This is a genomic window from Streptomyces sp. NC-S4, assembly GCF_054353315.1.
In genome coordinates, this window is the sequence record NZ_CM135937.1 from 432,347 (window position 1) to 450,983 (window position 18,637).

General features: G+C 72.2%; 15 protein-coding genes and 1 pseudogene. 8 read left to right on the top strand and 8 right to left on the bottom strand.

Going from position 1 to position 18,637, the window contains the following annotated elements; genetic code table 11:
- Positions 1-187 precede the first annotated feature (187 nt).
- Positions 188-1,717, bottom strand: a complete 1,530-nt coding sequence (locus tag ACXNSR_RS02090) for a hypothetical protein (protein WP_458640408.1) — start codon at positions 1,715-1,717, stop codon at positions 188-190.
- Positions 1,718-1,885: 168 nt separating this feature from the next.
- Here ACXNSR_RS02090 and ACXNSR_RS02095 point away from each other — a divergent pair, with 168 nt between their 5' ends.
- Positions 1,886-2,422, top strand: a complete 537-nt coding sequence (locus ACXNSR_RS02095; protein ID WP_458640409.1) for a hypothetical protein — start codon at positions 1,886-1,888, stop codon at positions 2,420-2,422.
- Positions 2,423-2,494: 72 nt separating this feature from the next.
- Here ACXNSR_RS02095 and ACXNSR_RS02100 read toward each other — a convergent pair whose 3' ends face one another.
- Positions 2,495-4,420 carry an FHA domain-containing protein gene (locus ACXNSR_RS02100; protein WP_458640410.1) on the bottom strand — a complete coding sequence of 642 codons (1,926 nt, stop codon included), beginning with the start codon at positions 4,418-4,420 and terminating at the stop codon, positions 2,495-2,497.
- 166 nt (positions 4,421-4,586) lie between these two features.
- Between ACXNSR_RS02100 and ACXNSR_RS02105 the strand changes: the two genes are divergently transcribed.
- Complete coding sequence (locus ACXNSR_RS02105) at positions 4,587-6,071, top strand: serine/threonine-protein kinase (protein ID WP_458640411.1); 1,485 nt, start codon at positions 4,587-4,589, stop codon at positions 6,069-6,071.
- Here ACXNSR_RS02105 and ACXNSR_RS02110 read toward each other — a convergent pair.
- A pseudogene (locus ACXNSR_RS02110) lies at positions 6,055-6,351 on the bottom strand (MarR family transcriptional regulator); the annotation flags it as partial. The gene ACXNSR_RS02105 and the pseudogene ACXNSR_RS02110 sit on opposite strands and share 17 nt — an antisense overlap.
- A 13-nt stretch (positions 6,352-6,364) precedes the next feature.
- On the opposite strand from ACXNSR_RS02110, the gene ACXNSR_RS02115 reads away from it, so the two are divergent.
- Positions 6,365-7,153: a hypothetical protein gene (locus ACXNSR_RS02115; RefSeq protein ID WP_458640412.1), complete on the top strand. Its 789-nt coding sequence runs from the start codon at positions 6,365-6,367 to the stop codon at positions 7,151-7,153.
- A 165-nt stretch (positions 7,154-7,318) separates the two neighbouring features.
- Positions 7,319-8,587, top strand: a complete 1,269-nt coding sequence (locus ACXNSR_RS02120) for a YhgE/Pip domain-containing protein (RefSeq protein WP_458640413.1) — start codon at positions 7,319-7,321, stop codon at positions 8,585-8,587.
- On the opposite strand, the gene ACXNSR_RS02125 is transcribed toward ACXNSR_RS02120, so the two are convergent.
- A complete protein-coding gene (locus tag ACXNSR_RS02125) occupies positions 8,568-10,151 on the bottom strand; it encodes an amidohydrolase (RefSeq protein WP_458640414.1) in 1,584 nt (527 codons plus the stop codon). The genes ACXNSR_RS02120 and ACXNSR_RS02125 overlap by 20 nt on opposite strands.
- A 12-nt stretch (positions 10,152-10,163) precedes the next feature.
- Entirely contained in the window at positions 10,164-11,510 is a 1,347-nt protein-coding gene (locus ACXNSR_RS02130; protein ID WP_458640415.1) for a lysine N(6)-hydroxylase/L-ornithine N(5)-oxygenase family protein, read from the bottom strand.
- A gap of 256 nt (positions 11,511-11,766) precedes the next feature.
- Between ACXNSR_RS02130 and ACXNSR_RS02135 the strand changes: the two genes are divergently transcribed.
- Together ACXNSR_RS02135 and ACXNSR_RS02140 are read left to right on the top strand one after the other, a co-directional pair.
- Positions 11,767-12,711: a methionyl-tRNA formyltransferase gene (locus tag ACXNSR_RS02135; RefSeq protein WP_458640416.1), complete on the top strand. Its 945-nt coding sequence runs from the start codon at positions 11,767-11,769 to the stop codon at positions 12,709-12,711.
- A 166-nt stretch (positions 12,712-12,877) separates the two neighbouring features.
- Entirely contained in the window at positions 12,878-13,390 is a 513-nt protein-coding gene (locus ACXNSR_RS02140; protein ID WP_458640417.1) for a hypothetical protein, read from the top strand.
- Between the two features lie 23 nt (positions 13,391-13,413).
- On the opposite strand, the gene ACXNSR_RS02145 is transcribed toward ACXNSR_RS02140, so the two are convergent.
- Entirely contained in the window at positions 13,414-14,349 is a 936-nt protein-coding gene (locus ACXNSR_RS02145) for a LysR family transcriptional regulator (RefSeq protein ID WP_458640418.1), read from the bottom strand.
- Positions 14,350-14,479: 130 nt separating this feature from the next.
- Between ACXNSR_RS02145 and ACXNSR_RS02150 the strand changes: the two genes are divergently transcribed.
- Together ACXNSR_RS02150 and ACXNSR_RS02155 are read left to right on the top strand one after the other, a co-directional pair.
- Positions 14,480-15,706 (top strand): MFS transporter, encoded by a 1,227-nt coding sequence (locus tag ACXNSR_RS02150; RefSeq protein ID WP_458640419.1) that lies wholly within the window; start codon positions 14,480-14,482, stop codon positions 15,704-15,706.
- Between the two features lie 48 nt (positions 15,707-15,754).
- Positions 15,755-16,555, top strand: a complete 801-nt coding sequence (locus ACXNSR_RS02155; RefSeq protein ID WP_458640420.1) for an arylamine N-acetyltransferase family protein — start codon at positions 15,755-15,757, stop codon at positions 16,553-16,555.
- A 34-nt stretch (positions 16,556-16,589) separates the two neighbouring features.
- Here the strand turns inward: ACXNSR_RS02155 and ACXNSR_RS02160 are convergent, their stop codons facing one another.
- Both ACXNSR_RS02160 and ACXNSR_RS02165 read right to left on the bottom strand, forming a co-directional pair.
- Entirely contained in the window at positions 16,590-17,351 is a 762-nt protein-coding gene (locus tag ACXNSR_RS02160; protein WP_458640421.1) for a GNAT family N-acetyltransferase, read from the bottom strand.
- A 62-nt stretch (positions 17,352-17,413) separates the two neighbouring features.
- Positions 17,414-18,637, bottom strand: a complete 1,224-nt coding sequence (locus tag ACXNSR_RS02165; protein WP_458643537.1) for a PP2C family protein-serine/threonine phosphatase — start codon at positions 18,635-18,637, stop codon at positions 17,414-17,416.

An 18,637-nucleotide genomic window follows, 5' to 3' on the forward strand; every position in this document is an offset into this window, starting at 1 on the left:
GGACAGCTCGTTCGCATGCCGGTGATCCGAGGGGTGTTCGAGCGGTTGCCGGCGGATGCCCGCAGGCCCGCACCGCGCGGGAGCCCGGCGCGTCGACCGGCGTGACGCGGCCCCCCGCACCTGCCGCCCAGGTGGCGGCCGCGCCCGGTTCGGCGAACGGGCCGCCAGGGTGACCGGATCGATGCGGTCACCCGGTCTTCAGACGGCGGCCGATCTCCTCGGTCATGCGGCGCTGGAGGTCGGCGAGCTGATCGTTCGTGTACCCCGAAAGGTCGCCCGGGTCCCCCGGATTCTTCGCGCCCTCCTGCTGCTGTTTCTGCTGCTCCCGGCGTTTGAGCTCCTGCTCCTCGGGCGATCCCGGCACCGCGTACGCGCACCGGATGAGCCCGCCGTCGGCGGCCTTCAGGCAGGTTGCCTCACGGCCTCCCACCTGGCCCTTCCCCTCCACCCGGTAGCGGACGTTCTGCTCGCTGCCGACGGTGGCCGTCCATGTCCCGCCCCCCGTCGGTACGACCTCGAACACCTGGTCGTCGTTGTAGCAGCAGACGTCCCGGTACTCCGCCTTGATCAGGGCGACGAGCGCCTTCGGGGACGACCACGCCGGATCCAGGCGGTGGACGGTCATCGGCGCGAGCCCGCCGCCCTGGTGGCGGGTGGGCACCGTCGACACCGCCACGACCGAACTGGCCTCCCCCTGCGGGGTGAGCGGGGTGACGTACGCGCTGCGCCCGGCCTCCGTGGCGTAGCGCATGGTGAACTCGGACTCGTTGCCCTCGTTGGCGCCGTCCTCGGAGGCGTCCCAGCCGCTGCGCTCGAACCACCAGTCGCCGAAGCCGCCCACCGCGGCCGTCGCTTCGCGCTGGCGGGCCGCCAGGCTGATCGGATAGGACGGGCCCGGAACGGCCGAGGTGTCGCCGGTGACGGTGAGCTTTCCGGTCCGGCCGTTGTAGAGCGCGACACCGGCGGGGCGCTCGGTGACCACGAGGATCCCGGTCTGCCGCTTGAGCGGGACGACCACCACCGGCGTGCCGTCCGAGCAGGTCACGTAGGCGTCGTCGGCGTCGAACCGCACCCAGCGCTTCTCGGCCGAGATCTTCCTGCCGAGGTTGTGGCCGAACCAGCCGCTGATCCGCGCGTCCGCCTCGGACACGTCGAAGGGGCAGCGCTCCTGGCTGCGGCTCTCGCCGCCGAGGGGAACGTCCTGCACGAGGCCGACCTCGTACCCGGCCAGCCAGCCGCGCCGCTCGACCAGGGTGGCGAACCGGTCCGAGTCGGGCAGGTAGGTGATGTCGGAGATCTCGCCGGTGACATCGCCCAGGTGCGGGGCGGCCTGCGCCTTGCCGGCCACGTACGGCACTCGGGCCGCCAGGGCGGGCACGGGCTCGGTCACGACCCGCGCGGTGGTCATATAGGCACGGTCCTGCAGGTACGAGCCGTACACCAGCCAGCCGACGGTCAGGCCCAGCCCGACGACGGCACCCAGGCACCCGAACACGACGGCCGCGTTCTCGGCGCCCGCCGTGTGCCCCGCACGCCGGCGCAGCCAACGCACCACGAGCACACCCACCACGGCGGCCGCCACGGCCATCAGGGGCAGGGCGAACCAGGCGAAGAGCTTGCGCAACTCCCAGACCGCGATGGTGGTGTAGTAGGAGGCGTACCAGAGCACGAACCCCACCGGCAGAACCACGATCCCCACACGCAGTGCCCGACCCATCAGCGTCCCCCGCCACTCGGCCCCACCCCAGTGCGTCCGATTCTCCACCCCGGGCCGGGCCGTGTCACCGGCTGGTGGGGACGCACGGGATTCCGCTGACCGCCCCCGCCCCGGGGGGCTACTGTACGAGTACACCGAGTTGCACACGGTCACCCGAGGAGGAATCCTGTGCCATCGCCCTGTGACTCCAAGCACGCTGCCGTCGGCGATGTGGGTGCGGCACTCATGATGATCGACTCACGGCTCAAGGCCATCTACTCCGGCAAGTCCGGGACCGACCCCGAACAGCAGCAGCTGATCGACCAGTTCACCGCCTCGCTGGGCCCCGAGGAGGCCGAGGACCTGGTGGACGGCGCGTGCACGCTCATCTACATGTTCGTGCAGTGGCTGCGCATGGCCCACGAGGACCAGGACAGCGACGTCATCGAGTACGTGGTGCCCAGCTTCGTGGCTTCGCTGCGCATGATGCCCAAGAGCGTCCGTCCCGAGGTCATCCCGACCATGGTCGGCCTGGTCGTCGCGGCCGCCACCGGCCTGAGCCCCAACCTGTGGCGCAAGCAGTACGGGGACTGGACCGGGGACGAGATGAACTCCCTGGAGGCCACCGCCCTGCTGCTCGCGGAGCACATCAACCGGCTCACCGGGGACCACGACTTCGCCACGCGCATGGTCACCGATGCCCTGTCGCGCTCGCACCAGGACTGACCCCCGGTACCTTCGGCCGTCCCCGGCCGGTACGGGACCGGCGAACGGGGACGGCCGTCGTGGCCTCCCGGGCTATGCCCCGGCTTCTACGGGGGCCTTCGTCAGCGGAAGGCTCCGGGGGTCGGCCGGGCGGGGTACGAAGACCGGGGCGTCCGACTGGTAGAAGAGGTCGATGTCGGCCTCCTCGCCGCCGACGATCAGGGTGTCCCATGCGCCGCTCTCCCGCAGGGTGCGCAGGGTCGCGGGGGCGATCGGGGCGAGGTGGGCCCGGAGTTCCCCGTCCGAGGGCAGGCCCGGCAGCCGGGACGCCAGGCGGTCGCGGATGCCGGCCATCCGGTCCAGCAGCGCGTCCAGGTCACTTCCGTCCGCGTCGGCGGCGCCCGTGCCCGCTTCCGCGCTGCGCGCGATGATGTCCCTGATGGCGCGGGTGACGCCCTGGTCGTCGGTGGTCACCATGGCGTTCCAGGCCCGGCTCTTGTGCCGGTACTGGAGCATGGACATGGCCGCCTCGTGCCGGATGAAGTCGGCGTCCCGCAGCGGCCTGCCCTGCCAGGCGCGGCTGAGCGAACGGGCCAGCGAAGTGGCCGAGGCCAGGCCGCTGTTGAGGCCGCGGCCCGGCCAGAAGTGGATGGCGTTGGCCGCGTCGCCCAGCAGGAAGCCGAAGGTGCCGGGGCTGGTCGCGGTCGGCCGGTGCAGCTGCGCCGTGAACCGCGGGCGCTGCACCATGTCCAGCCGGAAGGAGGTGATCGCCGACAGGTCCTCCTCGGCCACGCCGAAGAGGCCGAGCCCCTGCCGGATCTCCTTCCACAGCGGGGAACTGCGCAGCAGGGCGGGCAGGAAGAGGGTGCCGTGGGTGGGGCAGCGGAACTCGTTGTCCTCCTCCTGCCGGCTCATCAGGCAGGGGCGGGTGGCGATGCACTCCTCGAAGACGTGGCGGACCGGGTCGATGCCGATGACGTTCTTGGCCTCCTCCCGGGTGAGCCGCATGTTCAGGAAGCCCTCGCCGCGCAGCGAGTTGAGCAGGAAGCGGTTCTGCGACACGGTGAGCAGCACGCTCATCGGGTCCGGCAGCCTCGACTTGACCCGCAGCCCCAGCACGACGTCCTGGAGGTGTTCGCCGTCGAGGGAGTAGATCGAGGCGTCGGCCGCGCCGAAGCGGTCGGCGTAGTGCTCGCGGGTGCGCGAGCGGCCGCCCTCGCAGATCACGAGGACGTGTTCCTGGGTGAGCCGGTTGTGCTGTTCCGTCACGTCGAAGCGTCTGGGGACGAGGCGGATCGCCGGCCGCCGGTTCGCCAGGTCCAGCAGCCGGTCCTCGATGTGGGCGATCCGGATGTTGCGGGGCGGGCGGCCGTCGACCGAGTCGGGGCCGACGGGCCACATCTCGGAATAGGCGCGGCCGTCGTCGAACAGGGCGCCGAGGACCTCCTCGGACAGGGCGAGGTACTGCCGGCTCTGGACGGTCACCACCTGCTGGCGGCGGAAGTTGCCCTGGGTCTCGTCCTTCCAGACGACCGCCGGGCCCTTCCTGGTCCAGCGCCCGTCGTAGAGGGTGATGGCGGTCCGGCCGGGCAGCATCTCGTCGAGCGCCAGGGCGAAGGCGAGGCCCACCGGGCCGCCGCCGGTGATGGTGACCCGTAGCGTGCCGGGGTCCGCGGCACTGACCCGGGGGACGTCCAGGAGGGAGAGGTCCATGACCGTCTCCATGGAGTCCTGCGCCTCGTAGAGGAAGGTTTCGTCACCGATCCGGATGCAGTCGTTCGGGCGCAGCACGTGCCGCGTGACGCGCTGGTCGTTGACGAACGTGCCGTTGCGGCTGTCCCTGTCGTAGAGGACGGCCCCGGCGTCCTCCGTGAGGATCTCGGCGTGCAGCCGGGAGGCGCTGGGACTCACGATCACGACGCCGTTGTCGCTCTTGCGCCCGAAGCTGAGGGGCTCGCCGCCCAGAACCACGCTCTGCCCGGTGAACGGACCCGTGCGCCCGACGATGACCGATGGCACTGCACACTCCTCGAAAACGACGCTGCCGATGACTCGTACGGCAGTAACACGTCATCGAGAACGTGTTCGGTTCAACCATTTCTTGGAATCTTTTGAGTCGTTCTGAACCGGGGCCCCGGTCCGTACGTGATGTTCGCGTCGTCGGCGATCAGAGGAGAACCACCCCATGTACAACGACGAATCCGAGACAGTGACGGAGACCGCGCTCGCTGGACCCCCCGCACCGGGTCCGGCGGGCGGGGAGCGGCTGATCGCCGGCCGCTACCGGCTGTTGTCCAGGCTGGGCGAAGGCGGTATGGGCACCGTGTGGCGGGCTCATGACGAGACCCTGTACCGGGAGGTCGCCGTCAAGGAGGTACGGCCCCCGGCCGGCGTGGGGGGCGACGACATCGCCCGCATGTACGGCCGGCTGGAGCGGGAGGCGTGGGCGGCGGCCCGGATACCCGACCGCAATGTGGTCACCGTCCACGACGTGGTCATGGAGGACGGCCGGCCCTGGATCGTCATGGAGCTGATCCGCGGGCAGTCGCTGGCCGATCTGCTGCGGACCGAGGGGCCGATCGCCCCCCGGCGCGCCGCGCACATCGGCGCGGAGGTGCTGGGCGCGCTGCGTGCCGCCCATGCCGCCGGGGTGGAGCACCGCGACGTGAAGCCGGCGAACGTGCTGCTCGCCGACGACGGGCGGGTGGTGCTCGGCGACTTCGGTATCGCGATGGTCGAGGGCAGCACCGCCCTCACCATGACCGGCGAGGTGGTCGGCTCCCCCGAGTACCTGCCGCCGGAGCGCGCACTGGGCCGCCCGTCGGGCCCCGAGTCGGACCTGTGGTCCCTCGGCGTGACGCTGTACGCGTGCGTGGAGGGGATCTCCCCGTTCCGGCAGGACAGCGCGCTGAGCACCCTGCGGTCGGTCGTGGAGGAGGAACCGCCGGTACCGACGCGGGCCGGCCCGCTCGCCCCGGTGATCGCCGGGCTGCTCCGCAAGGAGCCCGCGCAGCGCATCCCCGCGGCCGAAGCCGCCGAAGCCCTGCGGGAGATCGCGTACGAACCGGACGCCACCACGGCCGCGGCCCGCGTCCTGTCGACCCCCGCGGAAGCCGCGACGCGGACGACCGGATCGACCGGGTCGACCGGGTCGACCGGGTCGACCGGGTCGACCGGGTCGACCGGGTCGACCGACGAGGTCGCCGCGGTCGCCGCCCCGCCCCGCAAGCGCCGCACGGCGGCCTTCGTCGCGGCCGGTACGGCCGCCTGCGTACTGATCGGCGGCGGGATCGCCTACGCGCTCAGCGGCAACGGCGAGGCGACCACACCCGGTTCGGGGGTACGGGTGTCGGTGACGGGCGCGAACACGACCTATACCGGCGCCTGCCCGGTTCCCGCGGGCCGGGCCCCGTCGTTCACCGCGACCTTCACCGCGTCCGAGCCGACGCTGATCTCCTACCGCTGGGTGTCCGGCGACGGCTCCGTGGTGGATCCGCACTGGCGGACCCTGTCGATCGGGGACAAGACCGCCCCGACGGGACGCGACACCGTGAGCCTGACGACCTACACGAAGACCGGCACCCTGACGACCGGTATGGCCGTGGAACTCCAGAGCCCCGCCGCCTTCACCTCCAACCCGGTCCCCTTCTCCATCACCTGCACCCGCTGAGCCCCGCACGGGCCCGGCCGAGGCGGCGGTCGGGGCCGTCAGGGAGCCTGGCAGCCTGGCCCTCGTCCCCGATGCCCTGGTGGACCACGGCGCGCTGCTCGGTGACCAGCTGCCGCAGTCGCGCCCGGGCGGTCTCCCCGGCCTCGGTGAGGTGCAGGAGCTGTCTGTCGTCGGTCGTGAGCCAGCCGCGGTGGAGCAGTTGGTCCACGACCCGGGCGATCTCGTGCGGTCCTTCGGCGAGAGGGGTCAGCTGGGCGACCACTTCCGCGCGGCCGGGCGCGGGCAGTGCGCTGTTGCACCTGTGGGACAGCGGTGAACGCCTCGACACGGAGCAGGATCTGGCGCGGCGTCTGAAGGACCGGGTGCACCGCGCGCTGGCCGGGGAGTTCCTGAGCCGGGAGACGCTGGAGTGGTTCATCGCGGCGTTCGCGATGGACGGCGCCGACGCGATGGCGCTGCGCGCGCTGTGGTCGGGGACGGCGAGGCCGGTCCCGGCCGCGGACCCGGGTGGTCCGGTGACCCATACCCTGCGGCTGCCGCAGTACCTTCCGGTCCGGCAGCGCCACCGCACCGTCTCGGTGTTCGAGCGGCACGTCATCGGCCGTGACGGCGCTCCGGAACGCCACCGCACCACGCGCGCGGTGATGGCGTGCGAGGACGGCGTGCGCTCGTTCCCGTGCCGGCTGCCGCCGGGCGCGGTCGACGTCGTGGTGCTGCGCGGCGCCCGCGTCGGCGCCCGCCGGGAGTTCCCGGGCAGCACGCCGGTCGTCGAGCTCGTCTTCCCGGCCCCGCTGGAGGCGGGCCGGATCGTCTCGCTGGAGTACGAGGTCGTCTACGCCCCGCTCCGGGAGCGGGTGACCGAGTACCGCAGGGTCGCGCACGCCCGGGCCGACAACGTCGACCTGGTCGTCGAGTTCCCGCCGGCGCCGCGCCCGGCCCGCGTCTGGTGGGCGACCTGGGACCACCACCGCGACGGCACGCTCCTCGGCGAGACGCCGGTCGCCCTCGCCCCGGACGGCTCGGTGCACCGGTTCGTCCCGGCGCTGGAACACGCGGCCGCCGGCTTCCGCTGGACCTGGTGACCCGGTACCGGGGTGGGCCGTTCCGGTGGTCCCGTGGGCGGGTTCGCCGCCGGAGCGCGAGGGGTACGGCGGCCTTCCCGGGTACGGAGACAACCTGAGGGTGCCGTGCGGCCCCGCCGCTGCCACCGCCCCCGATCCCGGCCCGCCGGGAAGCTACGGAGACCGATGTCCCCGACCGACGCCCCCGAAGCCACTGCCGCGGCCCTGGTGCGCCGCCCCCAGCTGTGGCTGGTCCCCACCGTCCTGACGGGGCTGCTCGCCCTGCTGCTGTCGCTGCTCTACATGGGCGGCATCGTCAACCCCAACGCGGAACTGCGCGACCTGCCCATCGCCCTGGTCAACGAGGACCGGGGCGCGCCGCCGACGGGGCAGCGGCAGAACCTGGGTGCGCAGATCACCGCCGCCATCGCCTCGGACCCCGCGAGCGGCAAGGCGGACTGGCGCGAGCTGAGCCTCGCCCGGGCCCAGGACCAGCTCGACTCGGGCGAGGTCTACGGAGCTCTGGTGGTCCCGGCCGGCTTCACGGAGTCCGTCACGGCGCTCCCCACGTCCGGCGCCACGAAGCGGCCGACCATCACGGTGCTCACCAACCCCGGCAAGGGCAGCCTCGGGTCCTCGCTGGCGAGCCAGATCACGACGCGGGCCGCCCACGGCGCGTCCCGCTCCGTCGGCGAGCAGCTCACGGCCGCGGCCGGCGGCGGGGCGAGCGCCACCGCGAAGCTGCTGCTGGCCGACCCGGTCGAGGTCGTCACACAGGTCGGTCACCCGATCGGCGCGCACAGCGGCCTCGGTCTGACGGCCTTCTACTACACCCTGCTGCTGGTGCTGGCCGGGTTCATGGGCGGCAACGTCATCAGCAACGGTGTCGACACCGCCCTCGGTTACGCCGACAACGAGATCGGCCCCTGGCACACCCGCCGTCCGACGGTGCCGATCGACCGCACCCAGACGCTGCTCCTCAAGATGCTGATGACCGCGGGCATCACGCTGGTCAGCGTGTCCCTGGTGATGCTGGCCTGCATCGGCATCCTGGGGATGGACGCCTCCCACCTGCCCCTGCTGTGGATCTACTCCTACTGCGCGGCCCTCGCCGTCGGCCTGGGCGTACAGGCCATCAACGCCGCCTTCGGCGGGATCGGCCAGCTCGTGTCGATGTTCGTGTTCATCGTGCTGGGTCTGCCGTCGTCGGGTGCGACCGTCCCGCTGCAGGCGGTCCCCGGCTTCTACCGTTTCCTCTCCCACTTCGAACCGATGCGTCAGCTCAGCGACGGCGTGCGCGCGATCCTCTACTTCGATGCCCGCGGCGACGCGGGACTCACCCGCTCCTGGATCATGATCGCGGTCGGTACGGTGCTGGCCCTGCTGTTCGGATTCGCCATGACCGCCTACTACGACCGCAAGGGGCTCAAGCGGCTCACGCCCCAGCCCGCCTGACGGGTCGGGCGGGCCTGCCGTCGACGTACGTGGCGACGACCTCGATGGCTCCGATCCGCGAGGGGTCGACCCGCCTCGGGTCGTCGCCCAGTACGGCCAGGTCGGCGCGCCGGCCCGGGGCGAGGGTGCCCGCGCTGTCGTCCCAGTGGGAGGCGTGGGCGCCCGCGACGGTGTAGGCGTGCAGGGCCTCGTCCACGGTGATGCCCTCGTCGGGGCCGATGAGGGCGCCGGAGGCGGAGGCCCGTTCCACCATGAACTGGACGGCCCGCAGCGGTGATCCGTCGGTGACGGGGCGGTCGGAGCTGCCGACCAGGGTGACCCCGTGGTCCAGGAAGCCCCGGCCCCGGTACATCCAGGGGGCCCGGTCCGGGCCCAGCACGGCCGCGTAGTCGTCGCCGAAGGAGCGCAGGAAGTGCGGCTGGACCACCGCGCTCACGCCGAGGCGGGCGAAGCGCGGCAGCTGGTCGGGGCGGACCAGCCCGGCGTGTTCGATGCGGTGCCGGGCGGTGGGCCGGGGCCGCAGCCGCTGGGCCCGTTCGATGGCGTCCAGGGCCAGGTCGGCGGCGCGGTCCCCGATGGCGTGCACGGCGAGCTGCCAGCCGGCCAGGTGGCCGTCGACGATGGTGTCGGCGATCCGCTCGGGGCTGTCCTGGAACTCCCCCGTGTGGTCGGTCCCTTCGTAGGGGCGGGTGAGTGCGGCGGTACGGGCCATCATGCCGCCGTCGGTGTAGACCTTGAGCGCGCCGAGGGAGAGCCAGTCGTCGCCGAAGCCGGTGCGCAGGCCGAGGCCGAGGGCGCGGGGGATCCCGTCCGAGGGGTGCGCGGACACCGGTCGCAGGGTGTCGGCGGCCGCCATGAGCTGGACCCGCAGCGGCAGCCGCCCCTGATCGCGCAGGAGTTGGTAGGCGCCGAGCTCGACGGGGCTGTGGCCGAGGAGGCCGCCGCCGATGCCCGCCTCGGCGCAGGCGGTGACTCCTTCGGCGAGGCAGGTGCGGCCGGCGTGCTCGATGGCGTCGGCGATCTCCTCCTGCGAGTAGGGCAGGCGCAGCCGGCGGGCGGTGGTCATGGCGCTCTCGGCGAGGAAGCCCTCGCCGTGGGCGAGTTCGCCGGGGAGCAGGTCGAGGACGGTGGTGTTGACGACGCAGCCGTGTCCCGAGTCGTGCAGCATGAACACCTTGCGGCCGTCGCTGACCTTGTCCAGTTCGGCGGCGGTGAGGTGCCGGCCGAGGGCCCGCTGGTCGTAGCCCCCGATGTCCACCCACGCGCCGCGCGGTTTCCGGGCGACGGCTTCCGCGACGACGGCGAGCACGTCCTCGACGCGTTCGCAGGGCGCCACGCTGGGGGTGGTCGCCTTGAGTCCGGTCCAGGCCAGGTGCACGTGGGAGTCGATGAATCCGGGCAGCACGGTGGCGCCCTGGAGGTCGACGACCTCGCGGGCGGGAAGTGCGGTGACGGCCTCGTCCAGGCCGACGATCCGGCCGTGCCAGATGCCCAGGTCGTGGGCGACGGGGTGGGCGGGGTCCATGGTCAGGAAGGTGGCGTTCGTCAGCCTGGTGCAGAGCATGGGTGCTGGTCCTCAGGGGGTGGGCGCCGTACGGGTGGCCGGTAGCGGTACGCGGCCGTGGGCGTGGGCGTGGGCGACGATGGACCGGAGGATCTCGCCGACCCTGACGGCTGTGTTCGACAGCAGGGAGGACGTGATGCCGTGCGTGTGCTCCGTCCCTCCCTGGAGGTAGATGCCGCAGCGCAGTTCGGGCTCGCTCTCGACACGGTAGTCGCGTGCCACGCGGACGCGGCCGAGGCCGTCGCGCCGGCAGTACTTCTCGACGTCCCCGAGCAGTCCGAGGCCGTCCGCCGAGCGGTATCCGGTCGCGTAGACCAGCGCGTCGGCCGCCAGGGCCTCCTTCTCCCCGGTGACCAGCGACTCGACGGTGACGCGCACGTGGTCGGGGGTCTCGGTGACGTCCGCGAGGCGTGACACCTTCAGGAAGCGCAGCCGCTCGGTGCCGAGGACCTTCTCCTGGTACTCCTGCCGGTAGAGGTCGTCGATGAGGTCGATGTCCACCACGGAGTAGTTGGTGTTGGCGTGGTATTCGATCAGCTTGCGCTTGATCTCCTCGGGGGCGGTGAAGTACTCGTCGACCGCCGAGGGGTCGAAGATCCGGTTGGCGAAGCCGCTGTCGTCGGCGGGGCTGTAGCCGTAGCGGGAGAAGACGGCGCACACCTCGGCCCGGGGGAAGGTGCGGTGCAGGAAGGCCACGTTCTCGGCGGCGCTCTGGCCGGCGCCGACGACGACGAACCGGGTGGGGTCCGCGCCTCCCAGCGCGGCCACCCGCGTGAGGAGTTCCGAGGTGTGCCAGATCCGTTCGGTGCGGTCCACGCCTTCGGGCATCTGCGGCCGCAGGCCGGTGCCGATCACCACGTTGCGCGCCCGGTGGACCACGAACTCGGAGCCGGAGCGGGCGGTCACGTCCACGTACTCGATCGCCCCGTCGCGCAGGACGGGGCGTACGGCGACGACCTCCGACCCGTAGGAGACCATGTCGTCGACCTTGGCCGCGGCCCACTCGAAGTAGTCGTGGAACTCGACGCGCAGCGGGAACAGGCTCTTGTGGTTGACGAAGTCGATCAGGCGGCCCCGGCTCTGGAGGTAGCAGAGGAAGCTGTACTCGCTCGCCGGATTGCGCAGTGTCACCAGGTCCTTGAGGAAGGACACCTGCATCGTGGCGTCGTCGATGAGCATGCCGCGGTGCCAGCCGAAGCGGGGCTGCTGCTCGAAGAAGTGGGCGGTGACGGCCTCCTGCGGTCCGACGCCGGCGTTGTGCTCGCTGAGCGCGATCGCCATGGCCACGTTCGAGGGGCCGAAGCCGATGCCGATGAGGTCGTGGATCAGTGGCGCATCATCGGACAGATCCTGTGACATGTCACTCCCAAATCGTGCGGGGGGGGCAGCCGATCACCATGGGTGGGGGAACCGGGGGCTGGGCACGCCGAAGGGGCCTAGCCCGAGGCGAACTTAGGGAAGGCTAACCTGACACCATGGTGCTGTCGATGGGCAAATCAGATCGAGCCTTCATCGACTTGAGGCCGAACTCTCTTCAAATGAGGGGATGTTGCACAGTTAGGTAAGGCTTGCTTTACTCGTTTTGAAATCTGTCGCCGCTCCAAGGAGGAACCCCATGCGGGTCGTCATGTTCGGCTATCAGACGTGGGGGCACCGCACCCTGCAGGCTCTGCTGGAGTCCGAACACGATGTCGTTCTGGTCGTGACGCACCCGAAGAGCGAGCACGCGTACGAGAAGATCTGGAGCGACTCGGTCGCCGACCTCGCCGACGACCACGGCGTCCCGGTGCTCATCCGCAACCGCCCCGACGACGAGGAGCTGTTCACCCGGCTGAAGGAGGCGGAACCGGACATCATCGTCGCGAACAACTGGCGCACCTGGATCCCGCCGCGCATCTTCAACCTGCCCCGCCACGGCACCCTCAACGTGCACGACTCCCTCCTGCCGAAGTACGCCGGCTTCTCACCGCTGATCTGGGCGCTGATCAACAACGAGCCCGAAGTGGGCGTCACCGCCCACCTGATGAACGACGAGCTCGACGCGGGCGACATCGTGGTCCAGCGCGCCGTACCGGTCGGCCCGACGGACACCGCCACCGACCTGTTCCACAAGACGGTCGACCTGATCGCGCCCGTCACCGTGGGCGCCCTGGGCCGGATCGCCGCCGGCGAGACCGACTTCACCCGCCAGGACCGGTCGCAGGCCAGCTTCTTCCACAAGCGGTCGGCCGAGGACATCCGCATCGACTGGAACTGGCCGGCCGAGGACCTCCAGCGACTGGTCCGCGCCCAGTCGGCCCCCTATCCGGCCGCCTTCACCTTCCACCGCGGCAAGCGTCTGGAAGTGCTGGCCGCCGTCGTCTCCGAGGGGCGCTACGGGGGCACGCCCGGCCGTGTGTTCTACCGCGAGGGCGAAGGCGTGGTGATCGTGGCCGGGGCCGACGCCCGCACCGGCCGCAACCACGGCCTCGCCATCACCCGGGTACGGACCGAGGAGGGCGAAGAGATGCCCGCCACCGACTACTTCACCTCCATGGGCGGGTACCTGACCAGCCGCTGAGCCACGGCGCCGCCCGGGTGCCGGGGCAGCCCCGGCACCCGGGCGGCGACCTGGCCGGCGTCCGCGCACCATGATCAATACCGGTAAGGTGATGCGTGAAGCGTGAAGTCCCTTATGCCTTCCACCGGTTCACGCCACACCTCACACACCGAAGCGACGCACACCTGTGAACGAGACAGACCGAGCACCCATCGAGGACACCCGCTTCGGCGCGATCACCGTCCGCCAGGACGGCCAGGACCTGATCGAGGTCCAGGGCGAGGCGATCCCCCGCGTGATCCTGGAGCGCGACCCGGCGACCGAGGCGGACCCGCAGATCGCCATCGGCACCCGCGACCCGGCGCACCTCACCCTGCGGATCAACGGCGCGACGATCGGACTGCTGCCGGGGAAGGGCCGCCTGAGCAGGAACTCGTACCGGGTGGACGTCACGTACGAGGGGGCGGACTACTGCCTGGTCCCGGACTCCGTGCCCAGCAGCCGACTGACCCGCGACGGCGTGCACCTGGGCGACTTCTCCTCGGACGGCGACGAGACGGTCATCGCCGAATGGCGCGAGGACCTCGAGATCCGGCCGGCGGACGCGGCGATCGGGTACACCCTGGCCTCGGCGTTCGGCACGGGCGCCCAGCCCATGTGGATGATGGTCGTCGACGGAGTGACCAGCGCGCTCCCCTGAGGATCGCGCGCGGGCAGGGTCGTTCAGCGCGGCACCACCCAGCCCGGCACCCAGGTCCCGGCGGCGGCGTGGCCGGCCGCAGCGGCGGCCAGGTGGGCGCGGAGGGTCACCAGGGCCGGGTGGGGGTTGTCCCGGTGCCACAGGAGCGAGTGCGGGTAGACGGGCGTCGGGTCGGTCACCGGGATGCGGCGCAGGCCGTGGCCGGCGGGCCAGATGAGGCGCGTGTGCTCGCCCATGAACGTGGCCAGGGCCGGGGTGTCGGCAATGGTGTCCAGGAGCGCGTCGGAGCCGAAGTTGGGTCCGGTGGCCTCGATGGTGAGGCCGAACTCGGCGACGAGGTCGTCGTAGTAGGCGCCCCACTCGGTACCGGGGACGATGCCGGGCATCCAGATCCGGTGCCCGGCGAGCTGGGCGACGGTCACCGACCGGGCGCCCGCCAGCGCGTGGGCGGGGCCGGTCAGGAGCTGGAGCGGCTCGTCGAGCACCCGGACGGACTCGATGTCCTCGGGCAGGGGCCGGCCGGGCGCGGCGACGGCCCGCAGCGACGCGTCGATCGCACCGGACCGGATCGCGGCGAGGGCCGTCTCGATCTCGAGCAGCATCACCACGTCGAGGTCGATCTCCGGGTGGGCGCGGTGGAAGCCCCGCATCAGACCCGCCTGGGCGCCGCGCGAAGCGATCACGTCGACGCGCAGCGGACGGCGGCCGGGCCGCACGGACGTGACCGCGCGCTCGGCGGCGCGCAGCAGCTCCCGCGCGTGGGGCAGGAACGCCTGCCCGTCGATCGTGGGCTCGGCGCCCCGGGGCGCGCGGGTGAACAGCCGCACACCCAGGCTGCGCTCCAGTGCGGCGATGCGTTTGGAGACGGCCTGCTGGGTGATCGACAGGTCGTCGGCGGCCTTCTGGAACTGGCCCGCTTCCGTGACGGCGACGAAGGTGCGTACTGCTTCGAGATCCACGTCGATCCACCTTAGTGAACAACGGGTGGTTGTGGGCAGCCGGTCATGTGGTTGTTTGACCTGCTGCTGCGCTGCCCGGTTGGCTCTCCCGGGTCAACGTCGGTTTGTACGGGTGGGAGCGCTGAGCAGGGTGGGCAGGAGACCGCTGGGCCGACGGTTCGGCCGGCTGTGGACGGCGTACGCGGTGAGCGCCTACGGGTCCGGGCTGGGGTTCGGCGCGTTGCCGCTGATCGCCGTGCTGGCGTTGCACGCCGGTCCCGCCGAGGTGGCCGCACTGTCCGCGGTGGGGCCCGCGGTCGGCGCGCTGATCGCGGTGCCGCTCGCGCCGTGGGTGGAGTTCCGGCGCAAGCGCCCGGTCATGATCGCAATGGACCTGACGCGGTTCGCGGCCATGGCGACCATCCCGGTCGCCCACTTCCTCGGGTGGCTGGGTCTCGTCCAGCTGCTCGTGGTCTCGGCCGTGGTCGCGGCGGCCAGGATCGCCTCCGGCGCGGCCGGCGGCGCCTACCTCAAGGCCCTCGTCCGGCCGGACGACCTGCTCGTGGCCAACGCGCGGTTCGAGTCCACGAACTGGAGCTCCATCGCGGTCGGGCCGCCGCTGGGCGGGGCGGCGATCGGCCTGTCGGGGCCGGTGACCACCGTGGTGGCCGACGCGCTCAGCTACCTGTTCTCCGCGCTGTGCCTCGCCACGATCCGCGACCGGGAGGAGGCTCCGCGCCCTCCCGGGCGGACGACGGTCCGCTCGGGCGCGCTGCTCGACGGCTGGCGGCACATCATGGGGCATCCCGTGCTGCGGGGGCTCTACCTCAACAACATGCTCGTCTCCGGTCTGATCATGGCCACCGAACCGCTGCTGGCCGTGCTGATGCTGCGCCGGCTCGGTTTCCCGCCCTGGCAGTACGCCCTCGCCTTCGCCGCCCCGTGCGTCGGCGGGCTCATCGGCTCACGGCTGGCCCGCGGTGTCGTGGCCCGCCACGGCCGGCACCGGGTCCTTCGGACCGCCGGCACCCTGCGCGCCGTCTGGTTGATCGGCCTGGTCCTCGTCCGGCCCGGCGCGGTCGGCCTGCTCGTCGTGATGGCGGTCCAGCTGGCGATCATCGTCAACATGAGCCTGTACACCCCGGTGCTCGCCACCTACCGGCTCGAACACACCCCCACGCATCTCGTCGCCCGTACCCTGTCGGCCTGGTCGATCGGCCAGCAGGCGTCCACCGCCGTCCTCACCGCGCTCACCGGTCTGCTCGCCGGCGCCACCGGCCCGCGCACCGCGCTCACGGTCGCGGGACTCCTCGTCCTGGCTTCCCCGCTCCTGCTTCCCGGGGCCGCCCGTACCACCACGGTGGACCGGACGACCTAGGTCCAACCGCGTATGGCGGGGGCGGGTGGGGGTTGCGAGACTGCCGGGATGGAAGAGCTTCCCGCGTCGCGCGTCGACGCGTACCTGCGGCGGATCGGGGCGGAGCGGCCCGGGTCGGCGAGTGCGGCCGCCCTGCGCGATCTGCACCTGCGGCACCTGCGGACCGTCCCCTTCGAGAGCCTGTCCATCCACCTGGGACAGGAGATCGTGCTGGAAGGGGCGGCACTGCTCGACAAGCTGCTGCACGGCGGCCGCGGCGGATTCTGTTACGAGCTGAACGGCGCGTTCGCGCTGCTGCTGCACTCCCTGGGCTACCGCGTGGAGCTGCTGCAGGCCCGGGTGCACTCGGCGGACGGCGGGCAGGGCGTGCCCTACGACCATCTGGCGCTGCGCGTGGAGTGTGAGGACGGCCGCCCCTGGCTGGCGGACGTGGGCTTCGGCGACCACAGCCACTTCCCGCTGGCCCTCGACGAGCACGGCGATCAGGCCGACCCGGGCGGGGTGTTCCGGATCGTGCCCGCCGGCGGCCCGGAGGGGGACCTCGACGTCCTGCGGGACGGTGTGCCCCGGTACCGGATGGAGACGCGGCCCCGGGTCCTGTCCGACTTCGTGACCGGTGCGTGGTGGCACAGCACCTCGCCCGCGTCGGGTTTCACCCGCAAGCCGGTCTGCTCGCTGCTGACGGAGAGCGGCCGGACCACCCTCAGCGACCGCGTGCTGACGGTCACGGCCGACGGGGAACGGACCGAGCGGACCCTGGCCGACGACGCCGAGGTCCTGGCCGCGTACCGCACCCGCTTCGGCATCGACCTGCCCCGTGTCCCGGTCCCTCTCCATCCCCGCCCCTGAGGCCGGGCCCGGGCGGCGCGCGGCGCGTGGGGCGTCAGCTGCGTTCGAAGCCGTGCGAGCGGCCGACGACGGCGAAGCCGCGACGCTCGTACCAGTGGCGCGGCCAGTCCATCGCATCGGCGGTCAGGAAGCGGAAGTCGCTGCCGTGGTCGGCGGCCAGGCGCAGGGCGCCCGCCAGGACGGCGTCGGCGTAGCCCCGTCCGAGGTGGGCCTCCGCGGTGATCAGGTCCTCGATCTGGGCCGTGCCGGTCGCCCGGTCGACGTAGAGGTCGGCCCATGAGGCGACCTCGCCCGCCTCGGTTCGGGCGCCGATGAAGCTGACGACGTCCGCCCCGCGCCGGCGGGCCTCGCGCCGGTCGACGAGCTGGCGCAGGACCTCGTCGTCGGCGTCCGGGAGGAATCCCCGCCAGCGCCGGGTCAGCGGCCCGCGCAACGCGTCGAGGTCCACCTCGCGGGCGGGTCCGGCGTCCGGCACCGGGCCCGTGTGGAGCATGACGAGGTAGGTGGAGTGGGTGTATCCGGCCCGGATCAGCGGCCCCGCGCAGGCCCGCCCGGTGTCGTCGTCGAGTACGGAGATCAGCCGGTGCGGCAGATGTCCCAGGGCTTCCTCCGCGAGGGCGGGCAGTGCCTCGGGGTCGACGGCCGCGTCGATGACGACCTGGTTGTTCGCATAGGACTGGGCGAACGTGTCGTCGTGGACGGCGAATCCGCCGGGCAGGGCCGTCGTGCGCTCGGCCTGGCGGCGGGCGAAGTCCGAGAGGAAGGTGTGGACGCGCTGGAGTGCTGGGCTCGGCATGGGCCGAGCCTACGCAGCCGGGGACCGTGGACGCCTTCGTATTACCCGGCGTGCGGCGGGCCTCACAGGCGCAGGACGACCAGCGCGGTGTCGTCGGTGATGCCGCCCGCGGGGATGAGACCGGCCAGCAGGGCGTCGGCGAGGGCGTCCGGTTCGGCGGTGCGGTGTCGTACGAGGGCGTCGGCGAGCCGGCCGAGGCCCACGTCGATGTCCTCGCGGCGGCGTTCGATGAGCCCGTCGGTGTAGAGGACGAGGGTGGAGCCCTCGGTGAAGGCGAGCCGGTCCTCGGGGCGGGGCGCGTGTTCGGGCCGGGCGCCGAGCGGGGGGTCTGTGGCCCGGTCGAGGAAAGTGACCGTGCCGTCGGGGTGGCAGAGCAGGGGCGGGGGATGGCCGGCGCTGCTGTAGGTGAGGGTGCGGCTGTCCCAGTCGATGAAGACGGACACGGCGGTGGTGGACTCGGCGCCGTCGATGGAGCGGGCGTACAGGCCGAGGACCTCCAGGGCCTGGGCCGGGCCCTCGGCGACGTGGGAGGCGGCCGACAGGGCGCTGCGCAGCTGGCCCATGACGCCGGCCGCCCCGAGTCCGTGGCCGACGACGTCGCCGACGGCCACGGCGGTGCGACCGGGCTGGTCGACGAGGTCGTACCAGTCGCCGCACACGTTCAGGGTCATGGTGGCGGGCCGGTAGCGGACGGCGGCCCGGTGGTGGCCGAGCGGGCGCGGCGCGGGCAGCAGGGCCTCCTGGAGGTGGAGGGCCACCTCGCGCTCGTGGGCGTGGGCCCGGCGCAGGCGTTCGTTGACCTCCTGGAGCTCCAGGCCACGGGTGTAGATCTCAGCCTCCAGCACCTGGGCGTGGTCGCCGCCGCCGCGGGCGCCGGCCCGGATGAGCTCGGTGACCTCTTCCACACGGTGCAGGAGCAGTGCCACGGTGCCGTCGGGGGCGAGGACGGGCACGTTGACGGGGCTCCAGTAGCGCTCGTGCCAGACCCCGGACCCGTCGGGGTATTCGACGTCGTAGCGCTGGACGGCCATGCTGTCGGACTCCCCGGTGGCCGCCACGCGTTCCAGGGAGGCGCGCAGGTTGCGCACGCCGTTCGCCGCCGGATCGTTGGGGTTGTCGGGGAAGACGTCGAAGAGGTAGCGGTCGATGAGCTGCTCGCGGGTGCGGCCGGACGTCTCCAGGAACGAGTCGTTGACGTCCAGGTACACGAGGTCGGGGGTCAGCAGCGCGACCGCGCCCGGAAGGGCGTGGAACACGGCGTGATAGTCGATCCCGGATCCGTCCAC